The following is a 16,954-nucleotide window of genomic DNA, read 5'->3' as shown; positions in this document are numbered from 1 at the left end:
TACATTTATTTCACAAGTCTATTTAATACGGCGGCAGTTTTCGTTGCTGCTTCCGTTACATCGTCAAGTGTTATTCCATAACCAAAGCTGAAGCGGATAGAATTACGAAGTTCATCCGCATTTTCTCCAAACATTGCGACAAGCACATGGGATGGATCGATGGATCCTGCTGTACAAGCTGAACCGCTCGATACAGAAAGTCCAGCCATATCCAAATTCACCAATAGTGCTTCCACGTCCGTCCCTTTGAAGCTGACGTTTAAAATATGCGGAAGAGTCGATTGTACATTCCCGTTAACTTGGAATGCAATTCCTTTGTCTTCCCATGTGGAAATCATTATTTCCTTAAACTGTTGGTACAGTTTTCGTTTTTCATCCATTGACTGCTGTGCAATCGATACGGCCTCTGCGAAAGCAAGTACACTAGGTACATTTTCAGTTCCCGCGCGACGTTTGCGTTCCTGCTGTCCACCAAAAAGCTGTGGTGATAATTTTGTTCCTTTTCGCTGATAAAGGAAGCCAATTCCTTTAGGTCCATTGATTTTATGTGAGGAAACAGACAATAAATCCACATGAAGATCATCCACTGATATTGGCATCAATCCGTATGCTTGAACAGCATCTGTATGGAAAGTAGCCTGGTGGTTTTTCAACAATTGGCCAATTTCTACAATCGGTTGAATGGCCCCTATTTCATTGTTTCCAAGCATGATGGTCACTAAAATGGTATCTTCACGAAGTGCTTGTTTAAAGTCTTCTACTGACACAAGTCCTTGTTTATTGACAGGTAAATAAGTCACGTCAAATCCTTCTTGTTCTAGCTTTTCACATGCATGCAAAACGGCATGATGCTCAATTTGAGACGTGATAATATGTGAGCCAAGAGATTTACGCGCATATGCTGTGCCGAAAATCGCCAAGTTATCCGCTTCCGTCCCGCCACTGGTCAAAATTATATCCTGATCTTTCGCACCAATGCTATTTGCCAAAAGCTCACGGGCTTGATCCAACTGTTTTCGGGCTTCCCGGCCAGTCGCATGTATACTTGATGGATTGCCATACGACTGTTCCATCGTGTGGACTAATTTCTCAATGACTTGCGGATGTACGGGCGAAGTAGCTGCGTGGTCTAAGTAAATTCTATTCATGTCGAACTCCTTTTTAAAGGTTGTTCAAAAATCGTTTTTTGAACGCACACTTAAATGTAATACATGTATCCGTCATCTGATGACGTGTCACTGAATTTAGCTAAATCTTCAATCGTTGTAGTATCCAGAACGGTTTTTACGGCATCACGAATGCGAAGCCACAATTCTCGTTGAGGAGGAGCTTCATTTTCAATGCCTTCCACCGGTTGAATCGGTCCTTCCAGTACTCGGATGACATCACCGGCAGAAATTAAATGAGGTGGCTTTGAAAGCATATATCCACCGTGTGCTCCGCGAACACTTTTAACTAGGCCAGAATTACGAAGCGGTGAAACCAATTGTTCTAAATAAGCTTCCGATAAATCATTGTCTGATGCTATTTGACGGAGAGGTACTGGACCTTCTCCAAATTGTTTGGCTAGCTCTATCATAATCGTTAATCCATATCGACCTTTTGTCGAAATTCTCACGTTATTCACCCCGTATAATCCTTAAAATCATCTACATAGTATATCACATTTCCGACCAATCGCCTGTGAAATGACTTTTCGACCGGTAACACGTATACTAGAGAACAAATGTACGAATTTAGGAGGTACTCACGATGCAAAACGAACCACTTGCTTATCGAATGAGACCGCAAAAATTGGATGAAATCGCTGGTCAGCAAGACATAATCGGAAAACACACACCTTTATATAAAATGATTGCGAACGGCCATGTCCCTTCAATGTTGTTATACGGTGAGCCGGGAATCGGCAAGACGTCCCTAGCTTATGCCATTGCCGGTACTAGCAATCTTTCTTTCATCGCACTTAATGCGACACGCTCAGGCAAGAAAGATATAGAAGAAGTGGTGGCTGAGTCACGCGTAACAGGAAAAGTTCTGTTATTCCTTGATGAGATCCATCGTTTCAATAAATTACAGCAAGATACTTTGCTCCCCCATGTTGAAAGCGGCGCAATCGTATTGATTGGTGCCACAACGGAAAATCCATTTCATGATGTAAACCCGGCTATCCGTTCCCGTTGCGGTGAAATCAAACAACTGAAACGTTTGACGGCTGAAGACTTATTGGTATTGATACAACGCGCATTACAAGACGACAAACGCGGCCTGGGCCGACAAAAGATTAATATCTCTGAAGAACAGCAAATGAAAATCGCAGAAGCGGCAAATGGTGATGCCCGAAAAGCTTTGACTCTGCTTGAATCTGTCGTTTCCGCGTCTGACGATGAAGATGGCGTGGTTGTAGTAGACGATGCTTTGCTTCAAAATCTCGTCGATCGCATCGGCGTGTTCGGGGATAAAAAAGGGTCTCATTTTTATAATTTGTTATCTGCATTGCAAAAATCCGTGCGCGGAAGTGACGTCAATGCGGCCATGTATTACTTGGCTCATTTACTTGAAAATGGTGATTTGGTAGCAGTCTCGAGACGCCTTCTTGTCATGGCATACGAAGATATCGGCGTTGCAAATCCAGCCGTAGGTGCGCACGTTCTTGCGAGCATCCAGGCAGCTGAACGATTGGGGTTGCCGGAAGCTCGCATTCCGTTGGCAAATGCTGTCGTGGAAATGTGTTTATCGGAGAAATCCAATTCAGCTTATAAAGCAATTGATGCTGCCATTGCTTCCATTCATGCCGGAAAAGTTGGCGATATCCCGAACCATCTGAAAGATACACATTATGCAGGAGCAGCTGCACTCGGACACGAAGGATATTTATATCCGCACAACACACCGATTGGATCATTTGGCGGTTGGGTCAATCAAACCTATCTGCCTGACAATTTGATTGGTTCGAAGTATTACAATCCGGTGCTCGCGGGCGAAGAAAAGAAACTTGCGGGTATTTATCAGAAGTTGGAATCATTTAAAGGAAAGAAGACCTGAATCGCCAGCGAGCGGTTCAGGTCTTTTTATGTGTTGTGGTGAAGAATTAGGAGGAAATTGGTTAGTTGCCCCTATAAACGTGAAAGTTGCCCCTATTCGCTCGAGAGTTGCCCCATTCCGCACAAAAGTTGCCCCTATCACCTAATTCATCACAAGAAAAAAGACCACCCCAGTTTAACTTGAAGGGTCGCCTTCTCAAATTAATTAAGAACGTACGCGTTTTACCGGAATTTCTTTAGTAATATCGTTAATAACCCAGCTTGCTGCCACTAATCCGGCAACAGACGGTACGAATGCGTTCGACGATGGTGGCATTTTTGCCTTACGAATTTTCGCATCTGGCTTACCAACTGTTTCCACCACATCTTCTCGAACGACAATCGGGCTTTCGTCAGAAAAAACAACAGGAATTCCTTTATAGATTCCTTCTTTACGAAGTTTTGAACGAATCACTTTTGCCAAAGGATCCGTATGTGTTTTAGAAATATCAGCAATTTTGAATCGTGTAGGGTCTGTTTTATTTGCTGCCCCCATACTTGAAATGACTTTGACGCCTCGAGCCAGACATTCTTTCATTAAATGTATTTTGTAAATGATAGTATCAGAAGCATCAATCACGTAATCCAAGTTATGGCTGAAGAATTCTTCGTATGTTTCTTCTGTATAGAACATGTGCAAATCATGTACTTCACATGCAGGATTGATGTCCAAAATTCGTTCCTTCATTACTTCGGACTTCGAGCGTCCTACTGTTGATGTATAAGCAACCAATTGGCGATTGATATTTGTAATATCTACATTGTCTTTATCAACGAGGATGATTTTCCCGATGCCGCTTCTGGCACATGCTTCCGCAGCAAAAGAACCTACGCCTCCAACACCCAAAATAGCGACTGTCGTGTTTTTTAGCAGGTCGACACCTTCAGTACCTATGGCTAATTCATTTCGTGAAAATTGGTGTAACATATGTTGTCCTCACAATCTATATCGTTTTAGTCGGGATTGTAATCATTAAAAACCCTCTAGCTTGAAACAAGCTAGAGGGATTATTCATAATGTAGGACGAATCCCAATCGTGCCGTCATTATGAAGCGTATCGTTTTGAACCCGCACACAGCAGGTGGGTATCCACTTTACAACTTATAACGTCCCCTGGGGGCATGTTAGCCATTATAAAAGGAGGATTCCCGACGATATTATTGTTCGGTCAAAAGCGATTGGCAATTAACGAACACATCAGGATTCGTGTTACAAGTATCCTATCATATCTATTTTAGAAATTCAAGCCTCTTATTCACCTGATTTTAGATTTTTCTGAATACTGATTGCCAATGATAAATCTTTCAATTGTTCTTCCGAGACTGGGCTTGGTGCTTTTGTTAAAATATCGCTTGCACTCGCAGTTTTAGGGAAAGCAATTGTGTCACGTAAGTTTGTGCGACCAGCCAATAACATAACTAATCGGTCCAATCCTAATGCAATACCACCGTGCGGAGGTGTTCCATACTCAAACGCTTCAAGCAAAAAGCCGAACTGAGCTGTCGCTTCTTCCTGAGAAAAACCAAGAATACTGAACATTTTTTCTTGCACATCACGTTCATAAATACGCAGTGATCCGCCACCTAGCTCATAACCATTTAACACTAAGTCATAGGCTTGTGCGCGGACGCTTGCTGGGTCCGTATCCATTAATTCGATGTCTTCAACGAAAGGCATCGTGAATGGATGGTGAGCTGCATAATAACGACCTTCCTGATCGTCATATTCAAATAACGGCCAATCAATAATCCATAAGAAAGCAAATTTGCTTTCATCGATCAATTGAAGTTCTTTTCCTAATTTCATGCGAAGCGCACCTAAAGCATCGGCAACAACCGATTTTTTGTCTGCAACAAACAACAATAAATCTCCCGCTTCAGCGCTTAGTGTTTGAACTAATTTCTCGCCTGCTTCACCTTCAAAGAATTTAGCGATTGGTCCTTTCAATCCTTCTGCATCGACTTTTAACCAAGCAAGACCTTTCGCACCATAGCGACCGGCAAACTCACCTAACGCATCGATATCTTTTCGTGAATAGTTGTCAGCTGACCCTTTGACATTGATTGCCTTCACTTGGCCACCATTTTCAACGGCACCAGCAAATACTTTGAATGAAGAATCCGCAACCAATGCTGATACGTCCTGAAGTTCAAGACCAAAACGGACATCAGGTTTATCAGAACCGAATCGATCCATTGCCTCTGTGTATTTCATGCGTCGGAAAGGCGTTTCAATTTCAATGCCTTTGACGTCTTTCATCATTTTCTTCATCATGCGTTCGTTCATTTCAAGAATATCTTCCATTGACATGAAGCTCATTTCCATGTCGATTTGAGTAAATTCAGGTTGACGGTCTGCACGTAAATCTTCATCGCGGAAACAACGCGCAATCTGGTAGTATTTTTCAAAGCCTGACACCATCAGCATTTGTTTGAACAATTGAGGTGATTGTGGCAATGCGTAAAATTCCCCGTCATGCACACGGCTTGGTACTAAATAGTCACGTGCTCCTTCCGGTGTTGATTTCGTAAGGATTGGTGTTTCCACTTCAAGGAATGTTTCTTCATCGAGGAATCGTCGAATCGATTTTGTTACTTCTGAACGCATTTTAAATGTTTCATACATTACCGGACGGCGAAGGTCTAAATAACGATATTTCAATCGTAAGTCTTCGCTGACATCTGTTTGGTTTTCAATCGCAAATGGTGGATTTTTCGCTTCATTAACAATGGTCACAAGATTTGCCTGAACTTCGATACGTCCCGTTACCATGTTAGGATTCACTTGTGATTCTTGACGGGCAACTACTTCCCCGCTCACTTCAACGACAAACTCATTACGTAATTTGTCTGCGATAGCCAACGCTTCCTGGGAAATGTCCGGGTTGAAAACAATTTGTACGATGCCCGAACGGTCGCGAAGATCCACGAAAATCAATCCGCCCAAATCACGTCTTTTTTGAACCCATCCTTTTAATACGACTTGTTGCCCAATTGCCTGTTCTGCTACTTCTCCACATGGATGTGTACGTTTTGTCATGCTAATTCCTCCATTGCTCTAGTTGCGATTTCTTCAAATTGTTCAACAATTTCATCGAATGCCAATTCCTGCTGCGTACCATTTGCTAAATATTTCAGTGAAACTTTGCCCGTTGCCAGTTCATTATCTCCGATAACTACTGAGAATTTTGCGTTCAGACGATCTGCCGATTTCATTTGCGCTTTCACTTTACGGTCTAAGTAATCCATTTCCGCTGAAATATTGTTTTGACGAAGTTGGGAAACGAATGAAACGGCTTTATCTTTCGCAGCTTCACCCATTGCTACCACATAAACGTCGAGGGATTCGTTATTTGTGTACGATTCACCTTCTGCTTCCAATGCCAATAATAATCGTTCGATACTCATTCCAAAGCCAATCCCAGGAGAATCTGGTCCACCTAGTTCTTCGACTAACCCATTATAACGGCCACCGCCACAAAGAGTCGTTATTGCGCCAAAGCCTTCACCTTCACTCATGATTTCAAAAGCTGTGTGATTGTAATAATCAAGACCACGTACTAAATTCGGATCGAGTTCATATTTAATCGATAAAATATCAAGGTAGTATTTTACTTTTTCAAAATAAGTTAGAGATTCTTCATTTAAGTAGTCCGGTAATTGAGGAGCTGTACCCATTAATGGATTCTCACGGTCTACTTTGCAATCAAGAATACGAAGTGGATTTTTTTGCAGACGGTTTTGACAGTCCGAACAAAACTCTTGGATGTGAGGAGCAAAGTGAGCAATTAATGCATCACGGTGAGCTTGTCGGCTTTCTGTATCACCTAAAGAATTGAGAACCAATTTAATTTTCTTCAATCCTGCTTTTTTATAGACATTCATAGCAAGTGCCATGACTTCAGCATCAATTGCTGGATCTTTACTTCCGATTGCTTCAACGCCGAATTGTACGAATTGACGGTAGCGACCCGCTTGTTGACGCTCATATCGGAACATCGGACCCATGTAATATAATTTAACCGGTTGATTAGGCAGTCCGAATAATTTATTTTCTACAAATGAACGTACGACTGATGCTGTTCCCTCAGGGCGTAAAGTTAAGGAGCGGTCGCCTCTGTCGGTAAACGTGTACATTTCTTTTTGTACGATATCTGTCGTATCTCCTACACTTCGCGTGAACAGTTCAGTATGTTCAAAAATAGGTGTACGGATTTCTTTATACTGAAACAACCGACACGTATCCCGAATTAATTCTTCAACTGCTTGCCACTTTTCTGTTTCACCTGGCAGTAAATCTTTTGTTCCTCTTGGCACATTAATCGACATATTAATGTCTCCTTTCATTGACAATATAAAAAGCTCCCGCCCCTTGCGCAAAAACGCAAGGGACGAGAGCTAATGTTAGCTTCCGCGGTTCCACCCTAATTGACACAAAAAACTTGTGTCCTCTCAATCCGGATAACGACCGGTTCCGTTTCCGCCTACTGCACCGCGAGGGTATTTCGACGAAAAACCTACCAAGTGTTGTTCACTGAGTGCTTCTGTAGGAAAGATTCCAGCCACGTCTTTCCCTCTCTTAACAGCGTATTAAACAGCTACTTTCTTGGTCATTGGCAATTTGTTTGATTCAGATTATACCTTATCTTAATGACTGTCGTTTGAGATGTCAACCTTTTTTCAGAAAGCTATAGTTTTTTCAGCCAACAGTCTTTACAATGTACAAAAGGAGGGATTTTATGACAAAATTTCAACTTCGACAAAATGGGCAAATTTTAGTAGCACTATTTTTATTATTATCTCTTATCCTACCTTCATCTATACAAGCTGAAGGTGAAAATGTCCAGTCGACTGTATCAAATTTACATTTACGTTCAGGACCGGGACTTGCCTATCCGATTATTGCTTCTATGAACATGGGCGATCAAATGCTAGTTCTTGAACAACAGGGTGATTGGTTAAAGGTTCGTCGTGGAACTTCTGAGGGATGGGTTGCATCTTGGTACACGAAGCAATTGGGTGAAAAGAAACAAGCGACCGGACAACTTGTTGTTTCTAAAGTAGACAGATTGAATGTCCGTTCCCAACCTTCGATTGATGCAGCAGTCCTAGCAAAACTTTCTGCAGGCGATCAAGCGACACTGTTGACTGATCATGGAAAATGGGTTGAGATTTCCTTTAATCAAGTTAAAGGTTTTGTTGCGAAAGAATACATAACGGTTCAAACAAACGATTCTAAGCCTTCAAAGCAAAGCGCGAAGAAAGAAAATCAGTTCGAAGTTTCAGTTGATAGTCTTAACGTCCGTTCCAAACCAGATTTAACAGCAAAAAAAGTTGCCAACGTCAATAAAGGGGAACGATTTAAAATTATTGAAAAACAACACAATTGGGTGAATATCGAACTTTCACCTAATGAACATGGCTGGGTCTATTCTTTTTATGGAACGTTGACTACGACTGCCAGTACTGCTTCTTCCGAGAAGCCGAAACAAGAACAAGGTAGTAAAAAAACGAAAATCAAAAATATCTTTATTGTATACAATGGTACGAATTTGCGTTCCACTCCTGACACATCGGGTGAAGTCGTCTATCGTGCAAATGCTGGCGAATCATTTGAAACAATCGGACAAACTGGAGATTGGTACGAAGTAATCACGCCAAATGGCACGAAAGGCTATGTTGCCAATTGGGTAATCTCTACCGATGCCTCTGAAAAAGAAACACACCAACAGAAATCAGAATCAACACGTAAAAAAGGCACATTAAATGGATTAACCATCGTTGTCGATCCTGGGCATGGTGGAAATGATCACGGCACTACAGGAGCCAGAGGGACGGATGAAAAAGGGATTACACTTCGCACATCTGAACTTTTGGCAAGCAAATTACAGTCTGCAGGTGCCAATGTCGTCATGACACGCGATTCCGATGTCTATGTTGACTTACGAAAACGCGTGGCTATCGGCCATCAACTCGCTGCAGATGCTTTTATCAGTGTTCATTATGACGCAACCGACAGCAGTGCGATTAATGGGTTCACTACTTATTACATGCATGGCTATCAAAAAGGACTTGCTCAAAGTGTCCATCGATCCCTTGGGAACACAATTTCCTTGCGTGACCGCGGTGCTCAGCCTGGAAATTATCTTGTACTGCGAGAAAATCGTCAGCAAGCGATCTTGATTGAACTTGGTTTCCTGAGTAATCCATCAGAAGAACGTGCAGTGACGACTGAACAATTCAGAGAACAAGCATCTTTGGGCATTTACAATGGAGTCGTCAATTATTTCGATGATCAATTGGAATAGAAAAAAGCTCGTCCAATAAATTCTGGACGAGCTTTTTTATCATTTCTTTAAAGATCACAGATATTTTTTTGTGCTTTCAGAACATGAGCAACGTTTAATGATTTCATGGTCCACTATGATCCTCTTAACTGGTTCATTTGGATTTTCCAATAGTTGAATCATACTTTTTGCCGCCTGATAGCCGATTTCGAAAATATTGATATCAACTGAGGTTAAAGGTGGATGGGACAGTTCAGTAAAAAGCACATTATTGAAGCTGATGATCGACATGTCTTCAGGGACGGAAATATTCATTTCCAACAATGTATTCAAAACGCCAAGTGCAATTAAATCATCAGCCACCACCAAAGCGGTAGGAGGTTCTTCCAGATTGATGAGCTTCCCAATAGCCTCTTGCCCACCTTCACGTAAAAACTGACTGTGTATAATATAATCGTCGTTGCTTTGAAGACCAGCTTCACCTAGAGCTTTTTCAAAACCAAGTAACCGCTCGACCGTCACCACGAAGTTCAGATCTCCACCAATAAAACCTATTTGTTTATGACCCAGGCTCAGCAAGTAACTCGTCGCTTCTTTTGTCGCTTTATAGTTATCGTTATCTACATATGTAATTTGCTCCACATCTTTAAACGGTTTTCCTATTACGACAAAAGGAAAATTTCTTTCTCTCAAATAATTCAAGACCTTGTCTTCAATCCGGGAATATAAAAGGATGACTCCGTCAACACGGCCACCCTGCACCATTTGTACAACCCCGTCAAAAATCTCTTCATCTGTATTTCCCGTATTGATCTGCAAGGCATAATGTCGTTCATTTGCTCCGTCACTTAACCCTCTCAATACTGTCGGGAAAAATGGATTCTGGAAGAATACATCTGTTGAGTTTGGCAAAACCAATCCAAGGACTCTTGTTGACTGATTAGCTAAACTGCGAGCGATAAAATTCGGATGATAGCCTAGCTCATCCATAGCAGCTCTTACTTTAATTTTAGTTTTTTCACTGATTCGAGGGTTATTCGCAATGACCCTCGACACGGTTGAAGGTGCCACATTTGATAGTTTGGCAACGTCTTTGATTGTGATGGCCAAAGCTCCTCATCCTCTCTTTAAGAACTTCATAACCATAATTCATATAAATCTATTATAACGATTGTTGACGAATTAATTTACAAAATAATTAATATTCAAGTGGTTATTTTTTGATTTCGTCTCATAAAGAACCAAAATCCAAAAATGTAGTTTGACCATAATCTTTGCGACGAGTAACCGCAAGAGCAGTTGGTCCAAACCTTTGCGACGAGTAACCGCAGGAGCAGTTGGTCCAAACCTTTGCGACGAGTAACCGCAGAAGCAGGTTTTTTTGTCGCGGATTCCATAACTTTTAATAAAAAATTCAAATTAAACATGGGTATTAACCTTTTGTCCCGCCTGCTGTTAGACCAGATACGAAATATTTTTGGAACATCAAGAACAGAATCGCGATAGGAATTGCAACTAATACTGCACCTGCTGCGAACTTTGTGAATTCATTACCAAACTGCTTGGCCACCATTTCGTATAGCCCTACTGCAAGTGTAAATTTCTGATCATCGCGTAGTAAAATCCGTGCGAGGATGAAATCACCCAAAGGTGCAATGAACGAGAACAATGCAACAACTGCAATGATTGGTTTAGCCAAAGGCATAACAATTTGGAAGAAGATGCGCATATGACCGGCACCATCCATTTTTGCAGATTCATCCAGTTCTCTAGGAATGGTGTCCAAATAACCTTTCATCAGATACGTATTCATCGGTATTTGTCCACCTACATACACAAGAATTAATCCAAAATGAGTATCAATCAAACCTGTACGGATGGCTAATACGAAAATTGCGATTAATGCTGCAAAGTTTGGAATCATTTGCAGGATTAAAAATGTCAGCAAGCCGTTCTTTCTTCCATAGAAACGGTATCGTGAAAAGGCATAAGCTGTAAATGACACAGAGATAACCGTTAAAACCATCGTAATGACACTTATTTTCATGGAATTCCAATACCAAAGAAGGTAATTGGATTTCTCTGTATCAAACAAGAAATCATAATGTTTGAATGTTGGATTATCGGGAAACATTTTTGATCCTGATAAACTTTGACCTGGATTAAATGAAGATCCAATAACCCATAGCAATGGATACACAACAACGGCAACCATCGCTAAAATAGCTAAATAAGATAACGTGAGGCGGATGATTCTGCTTTTTTTATTACTCATGTTACATCATATCCTCCTCTTGGAAAGATTTCGTGCGTTTAAATTGCCACAACGCTACGGAGATGACAATGATTGAAAGAATCATGGTGACAGCAGCCGCTTTTCCGTATTGTGCACTGGTCATGGTCAAACGATAGATCCAGGATATGAGGATATCGGTACCCCCGGCATTTTGGCTCGGAATCGCAGGACCTCCCCCGTTGAACAGGAAAATAACGTTAAAGTTATTAAAATTGAATGTATATTGAGTAATGATAATTGGCGCCGTCGCATACAACACTAACGGCAACGTAATCGAGAAGAACTTTTGCATGATGGATGCGCCGTCCACATTTGCTGCTTCATACAATTCATCAGGAATGGATTGAAGAACCCCTGTTGTCATCGCAAAAATGAACGGGAATCCTAACCATGTCTGAATCATAATTAACGCAAATCTCGTCCACATTTCATTCGTCATCCAAGGCAACCCAGCTTCCAGCCCAATTAAGGGAAGGATGGATTTATTGATGACACCGAAAGTTTCGTTGAACATACCCGAGAAAATCAATATTGTGATGAACGATGGAACAGCCCACGGTAAAATCATGATTGTACGAATGATTGCTTTTCCTTTCAAATCCTTTTGATTAACAAGAATCGCTAGGAAGATCCCTAAAGCTACTTGGAAAGTTGTAGCAACGAAAGTCCATACAATGGTCCAAGCAAGTACAGCAAAGAATGTTTTTCTCCAAATGTCCAGTTTATAAATATCAATAAAGTTTTGGAATCCAACCCAGTCCACTAAATTTCCTGGTGGTGAATGGTACAAATCGTAATTGGTAAATGCCAAAAGTATGACAAATAATATTGGGAAAATAACAACAAAAATCAAGAGGAAGAATCCTGGTGAGATCATTAAGTAGGGAAATCCATTATTTATTAAGTTATGGTATTGCTGTCTTACCGAGTTTACCGATTCACCTAGATCACGTTTCTTTCCGTTATGGTAAGCGTCATATAAATTAAACGCATATACACATAGACCCATGATGGTGATAATTAAAGCAATGATGCCATCGATTAACAGGAATACTGAATTATCTAATCCAGCAATTTCCCCTAAAGTGACAATGCCCCAATAACCTACTCCTAAAAACTCAGAAAAAACGATGGCAAACGATGCCGCTAAAATTAAAAAGATCATTCCTTTAATAAATTGCTTATTGTAAAACTGTCCGAATCCAGGAATGATGGAGAGCAATGTGGCATTTCTTCGATGATGAGTAGCAGTTGTTAAACCTTCCATTCGGGCTTTGGCCTCCTTTTTCAGCATAGAAGAAAGTGTTGAGTATGTATCACAATCGGTAATTGTAGTTTTCAATACTTATAGTATGCTATTCGAAAAACTGTAATTAATAGGATAAATAAAAGGATAGGCAATACCCTCCGGAATGAAGGATACCGCCCATGTCTTTTCCTAGCATTTTGATACCAGCGTGATATGCTACCCAAATCTCTACCATATCCACGGTAAGAAGCTATGGCAGGTGGTTGTAACCGATTAACTTTCTCAGGCATCGGAGTAGATTTTGGGAGACACACTTAGCAAGTATTATTTCGCTGGGTGATTTGTTTCAATGTTAGTTTTGATAGTTTTAACAGCTTCGTCCAAAGCTGCTTGTGGTTCAGATTTACCTGTAGCCACAGTTTGAAGTGCAGAAGCCATTGGTCCCCAAACTTCGCCCATTTCTGGAATGTTTGGCATTGGCACTGCGTATTGAGATTGAACAGCTACTGCTTTAGCGCCTTCATTGTCAGCAATAATTGGATCTTCAACTAATGCTACGTTAGCAGGAATTTCTGAAACTGCTTCAAAACGAGCTTTCGAGTTTTCATCATTAGACAAGTGTTCGATAAGTTTTGTTGCCCAGTAAGGATTTTTCGTGAACTTCGTTACGTGCCATCCTTTAACACCCATGAATGTTTTAACATGCTCTCCGTTAGGAAGTGTTGGCATTGGAGCAATTCCGATGTCAACTCCTGCATCTCTCATTCCTTGGAATGCCCAAGGTCCGTTCATAACTGCAGCAACTTTACCTTCGTTAAATAGGCCGTCCATTGCAGCGCCGCCAGTTTCACCGATGATACCTTTAGGGAATAATCCTTCTGTGTACCATTTTTGAATGTATGCAGCACCTTCTACAGCGCCTTCATTGTTCAAGCCAATATCTTTACGGTCAAGACCTTCTTCGCCTTCGTTGAACACATATCCACCCATACCTGCAATCGCACCGTGTGCAAAGTAGAAGTTATCCCAAAGTGCAAGGAATCCGTAGTTTTCACCTTTTGTGAAATCTTTAGAGAATGTATAAAGCTCATCCATTGTTTCAGGAGCTTTTTCCATTAATGCCTTGTTATAAATAAATACTGGTGTTTCTGTTGCTTTAGGAAGACCGAAAAGTTTTCCATCATACATTTGAGCAGTAATTGAAGATTCGCTATATGTTTTTAATACTGAATCTTCAACTTTAATTTCTTGAATAAGTCCTTCAGTTACAACTTGGCCGATTTGGTCATGAGGAAGAGTTACAACGTCTGGAGCATTTCCTGTTGGACCATCTAGACGTAATTGATCACGGATTTTATCAGCCATATTCAACTCTTTAAATTCAACTTTGATACCATACTCTTTTTCGAAAGATTCGATAGCAGCTGGTAACCAGTCTTTTGACTTGTCAACATCTTCCCAGATTACAAGTTTCTCTGGTTTAGGCTCTTCAGCCACGTCTTTGCCATCTGAGTCTTTACCGTCAGTTTCTGGATTTTCTGCACGATCAGGTGCACAAGCGCCGAGCATTGCTAATAAAAGAACAAGCATCATTAAAAATAAACTTTTCTTCATCATGACCCTCCTAATATCTTTTTGAACACTCACCTATACAACCGTTTGCACAAATCTAAAAACTCGCAAAAATGAAAACGCTATCATCTCTTTTTAAAAAAATAATGATTGTTTTCAAAAGACCTTTTCCGAATCTTTTAAACTTGTGAAAGCGATTGCACAAATATAGTTTTAATTATAATGATTGTTTCTAATTTTACAATAACTATTTTTAACAATCGTTAAAGGAAATTTTTTAGTTGACTGGATGTCTCATTTTCAGAACAATAAAGTTAATAGGGATTGAATTGATTGAATTGTTTTGTTAATCTGAGACGAAGTTTTTAAATTGGCTCTGTTAACTTTTTGTGTTGATTTTGAATTAAAGGGATAAAGATTCCCTTTCTTTCAGCAACATCGTTTATCAGAGCATATAAAATAAACATAAGGTGGTGTTGGAATGGAACGTTCGGCAATTTTTCACCGACCAGGGAATAATTACTCCTTTATTCTTGACGAGGACACTCTTTGCATAAGGATTCGCACAAAAAAAGCGGATGTTAAACGGATCGACCTTATTTATGGCGATCCATATATTTGGGAAAATGACAAATGGATTTTTCAACGAGCAGATGTATTCATATGCGCAACTGATGCATTGTTCGATTACTGGGAAGTAAATATCAGTCCCCCTCACCGTAGAATTCGGTACGGATTTGAACTGCACTCGAACGAAGAAACCGTTGTTTTATCGGAAAAAGGATTTCATGAAGAAATCATATATGATTGTGGCTATTATTTCTGCTTCCCCTACCTCCATAAGTCAGAGCTGTTTGATTCTCCGGAATGGGTGAAAAATACGGTATGGTATCAAATTTTTCCAGACCGTTTCTTCAACGGAAACAAATTAAACAATCCGAAAGACGTTCAACAATGGGGAGAAACTGAACCATCAACCAACAATTTCTTTGGTGGCGATCTGCATGGTGTCGAGCAACAACTTGATTACTTAGAAAAACTCGGCATAAACGGCATTTATTTTACACCAATTTTCACTGCACCATCCAACCATAAATATGACACCATTGATTATTTTTCGATTGATCCTCAATTCGGAACGAAAGAAGATTTCAGAAACTTGGTCGAGGCATGTCATGCCCGTGGAATCAAAGTGATGTTGGATGCTGTTTTCAATCATTGTGGTTACTACTTCCCTCCCTTCCAGGACGTATTAGAAAAAGGAAGGGGTTCAGAATACGTAAACTGGTTCTATCCGCACAGTCTTCCCTTGCAGGAAGGAGATCGTCCAAATTACGAAGCATTTGCATTTGTTTCCCAAATGCCCAAATTGAATACACAGAACCCTAAAGTAAAAAAATATTTGCTGGATGTTGCTGCTTACTGGATAAAAGAGTTTGATATTGACGGCTGGCGCCTGGACGTTGCCAACGAAGTGGATCACCAATTTTGGCGTGATTTCCGAAATGTCGTCCGTAACGAAAAACCTGATGTCTATATTCTTGGGGAAGTATGGCATGATGCCATGCCTTGGCTCAACGGTGATCAATTCGATGCCGTAATGAACTATCCGTTCGCTACTAATGTATTGCAACTACTGGCCAGTCAGACCATATCTGCTACTGAGTTTATGGACTCAATGACTACTGTTCTACAAAGCTATCCAACTAATGTGATGAACGTCACGTTCAATTTGGTGGGCAGCCACGACACATCGAGAATACTTACGGAGTGTCAGGACGATGTAAAACGCGTCAAACTGATTTATTTACTGATGTATACATTCATGGGGTCACCTTGTATGTACTATGGGGACGAGATTGGCATGACGGGTGGAAAAGACCCTGGCTGTAGAGCTTGCATGGAATGGGTTGAAGAGAAACAGAATACGGACCTTCTAGCTCATGTGACAAAATGCATTTCGTTACGAAAACAACATCCATTGCTCGCCAATGATGGTCATTTCCAGTTTATGAACTGGGTTGAAAGTAATCTTGTCGTTTACCGAAGATATATGGATGACAGGAATGTTTTCGTACTGATTAACCCTACAAATTCAACTCAGACTTATCACATTCCATATGAGATAAAAAATAACTCGTTGAAAAATCTATGGACAGATGAAAAAATAGTTACAAGCGAGTCATCACCACAAATTCAGCTAATGCCATATGATTTTAAAATAGTAGAATTTTACGCTGTTTAATAAAAGCTCTATTAACCGAATATGTTGATTTAATTTTATTTGGTATCGATTCCCTTACTTCAACAACATCGTTTAACTAATTCTATACAAAAGACATATTCAATTAGGGTATTGATATAAAAGGATAGTAAAGGAAATTTGATTAAAAGCATCGCGCGAACCCATGTTTTACGAAAAATAAAAAGAAGCCATTTTGAAAAAAGAATAATCAAAATGGCTTTTTTT

At 40.5% G+C, this 16,954-nt stretch carries 12 protein-coding genes, 1 other RNA gene and 1 other annotated feature; of the genes, 3 read left to right on the top strand and 10 right to left on the bottom strand.

What is annotated here, in order from left to right; genetic code table 11:
• Positions 1-5: 5 nt before the first annotated feature.
• Together MHH33_RS07545 and MHH33_RS07540 are read right to left on the bottom strand one after the other, a co-directional pair.
• The gene (locus MHH33_RS07545; RefSeq protein WP_342543430.1) at positions 6-1,148 is read right to left on the bottom strand and encodes a cysteine desulfurase family protein; all 1,143 of its coding nucleotides are present in this window, start codon (positions 1,146-1,148) and stop codon (positions 6-8) included.
• 50 nt (positions 1,149-1,198) lie between these two features.
• Positions 1,199-1,618, bottom strand: a complete 420-nt coding sequence (locus MHH33_RS07540) for an Rrf2 family transcriptional regulator (protein ID WP_342543429.1) — start codon at positions 1,616-1,618, stop codon at positions 1,199-1,201.
• Between the two features lie 134 nt (positions 1,619-1,752).
• Between MHH33_RS07540 and MHH33_RS07535 the strand changes: the two genes are divergently transcribed.
• On the top strand, positions 1,753-3,042 hold the full coding sequence (locus MHH33_RS07535; RefSeq protein WP_342543428.1) for a replication-associated recombination protein A: 1,290 nt from the start codon (positions 1,753-1,755) through the stop codon (positions 3,040-3,042).
• A gap of 204 nt (positions 3,043-3,246) precedes the next feature.
• On the opposite strand, the gene MHH33_RS07530 is transcribed toward MHH33_RS07535, so the two are convergent.
• The 4 genes from MHH33_RS07530 to hisS all read right to left on the bottom strand — a co-directional run bounded on the left by MHH33_RS07530 (position 3,247) and on the right by hisS (position 7,409).
• A complete protein-coding gene (locus MHH33_RS07530; protein ID WP_342543427.1) occupies positions 3,247-4,008 on the bottom strand; it encodes a tRNA threonylcarbamoyladenosine dehydratase in 762 nt (253 codons plus the stop codon).
• A 96-nt stretch (positions 4,009-4,104) separates the two neighbouring features.
• Positions 4,105-4,288, bottom strand: a non-coding RNA gene (ssrS, locus tag MHH33_RS07525) — 6S RNA.
• A 44-nt stretch (positions 4,289-4,332) separates the two neighbouring features.
• Complete coding sequence (gene aspS / locus MHH33_RS07520) at positions 4,333-6,120, bottom strand: aspartate--tRNA ligase (protein ID WP_342543426.1); 1,788 nt, start codon at positions 6,118-6,120, stop codon at positions 4,333-4,335.
• Entirely contained in the window at positions 6,117-7,409 is a 1,293-nt protein-coding gene (gene hisS, locus MHH33_RS07515) for a histidine--tRNA ligase (RefSeq protein ID WP_342543425.1), read from the bottom strand. Before hisS ends, aspS begins: the two co-directional genes overlap by 4 nt.
• A 55-nt stretch (positions 7,410-7,464) precedes the next feature.
• Positions 7,465-7,703, bottom strand: a binding site (T-box leader).
• A 116-nt stretch (positions 7,704-7,819) separates the two neighbouring features.
• Between hisS and MHH33_RS07510 the strand changes: the two genes are divergently transcribed.
• Entirely contained in the window at positions 7,820-9,388 is a 1,569-nt protein-coding gene (locus MHH33_RS07510; RefSeq protein ID WP_342543423.1) for an SH3 domain-containing protein, read from the top strand.
• 54 nt (positions 9,389-9,442) lie between these two features.
• Here the strand turns inward: MHH33_RS07510 and MHH33_RS07505 are convergent, their stop codons facing one another.
• The 4 genes from MHH33_RS07505 to MHH33_RS07490 form a co-directional block, all read right to left on the bottom strand.
• A complete protein-coding gene (locus tag MHH33_RS07505; RefSeq protein WP_342543422.1) occupies positions 9,443-10,477 on the bottom strand; it encodes a LacI family DNA-binding transcriptional regulator in 1,035 nt (344 codons plus the stop codon).
• A 322-nt stretch (positions 10,478-10,799) separates the two neighbouring features.
• Positions 10,800-11,642, bottom strand: coding sequence for a sugar ABC transporter permease (locus MHH33_RS07500; protein ID WP_342543421.1), 843 nt, complete (start codon positions 11,640-11,642; stop codon positions 10,800-10,802).
• Between the two features lies 1 nt (position 11,643).
• Positions 11,644-12,930, bottom strand: coding sequence for a sugar ABC transporter permease (locus MHH33_RS07495; protein WP_342543420.1), 1,287 nt, complete (start codon positions 12,928-12,930; stop codon positions 11,644-11,646).
• A 306-nt stretch (positions 12,931-13,236) separates the two neighbouring features.
• Positions 13,237-14,526, bottom strand: a complete 1,290-nt coding sequence (locus MHH33_RS07490) for an extracellular solute-binding protein (protein ID WP_342543740.1) — start codon at positions 14,524-14,526, stop codon at positions 13,237-13,239.
• A gap of 439 nt (positions 14,527-14,965) precedes the next feature.
• On the opposite strand from MHH33_RS07490, the gene MHH33_RS07485 reads away from it, so the two are divergent.
• Positions 14,966-16,729 carry a glycoside hydrolase family 13 protein gene (locus MHH33_RS07485; RefSeq protein ID WP_342543419.1) on the top strand — a complete coding sequence of 588 codons (1,764 nt, stop codon included), beginning with the start codon at positions 14,966-14,968 and terminating at the stop codon, positions 16,727-16,729.
• The last annotated feature ends 225 nt before the right edge of the window (positions 16,730-16,954 follow it).

It is taken from the genome of Paenisporosarcina sp. FSL H8-0542 (genome assembly GCF_038632915.1).
Lineage (GTDB): Bacteria > Bacillota > Bacilli > Bacillales_A > Planococcaceae > Paenisporosarcina.
This window is presented reverse-complemented; position numbering and strand designations above follow the sequence as displayed.

Excerpts from the sequence above, each read along its gene's own strand:
- MHH33_RS07535 (WP_342543428.1), top strand. The coding sequence starts at position 1,753 with ATGCAAAACGAACCACTTGCTTATCGAATGAGACCGCAAAAATTGGAT.
- MHH33_RS07495 (WP_342543420.1), bottom strand. The coding sequence starts at position 12,930 with ATGGAAGGTTTAACAACTGCTACTCATCATCGAAGAAATGCCACATTG.
- aspS (WP_342543426.1), bottom strand. The coding sequence starts at position 6,120 with ATGACAAAACGTACACATCCATGTGGAGAAGTAGCAGAACAGGCAATT.
- MHH33_RS07510 (WP_342543423.1), top strand. The coding sequence starts at position 7,820 with ATGACAAAATTTCAACTTCGACAAAATGGGCAAATTTTAGTAGCACTA.
- MHH33_RS07490 (WP_342543740.1), bottom strand. The coding sequence starts at position 14,526 with ATGAAGAAAAGTTTATTTTTAATGATGCTTGTTCTTTTATTAGCAATG.
- hisS (WP_342543425.1), bottom strand. The coding sequence starts at position 7,409 with ATGTCGATTAATGTGCCAAGAGGAACAAAAGATTTACTGCCAGGTGAA.
- MHH33_RS07485 (WP_342543419.1), top strand. The coding sequence starts at position 14,966 with ATGGAACGTTCGGCAATTTTTCACCGACCAGGGAATAATTACTCCTTT.
- MHH33_RS07500 (WP_342543421.1), bottom strand. The coding sequence starts at position 11,642 with ATGAGTAATAAAAAAAGCAGAATCATCCGCCTCACGTTATCTTATTTA.
- MHH33_RS07530 (WP_342543427.1), bottom strand. The coding sequence starts at position 4,008 with ATGTTACACCAATTTTCACGAAATGAATTAGCCATAGGTACTGAAGGT.
- MHH33_RS07545 (WP_342543430.1), bottom strand. The coding sequence starts at position 1,148 with ATGAATAGAATTTACTTAGACCACGCAGCTACTTCGCCCGTACATCCG.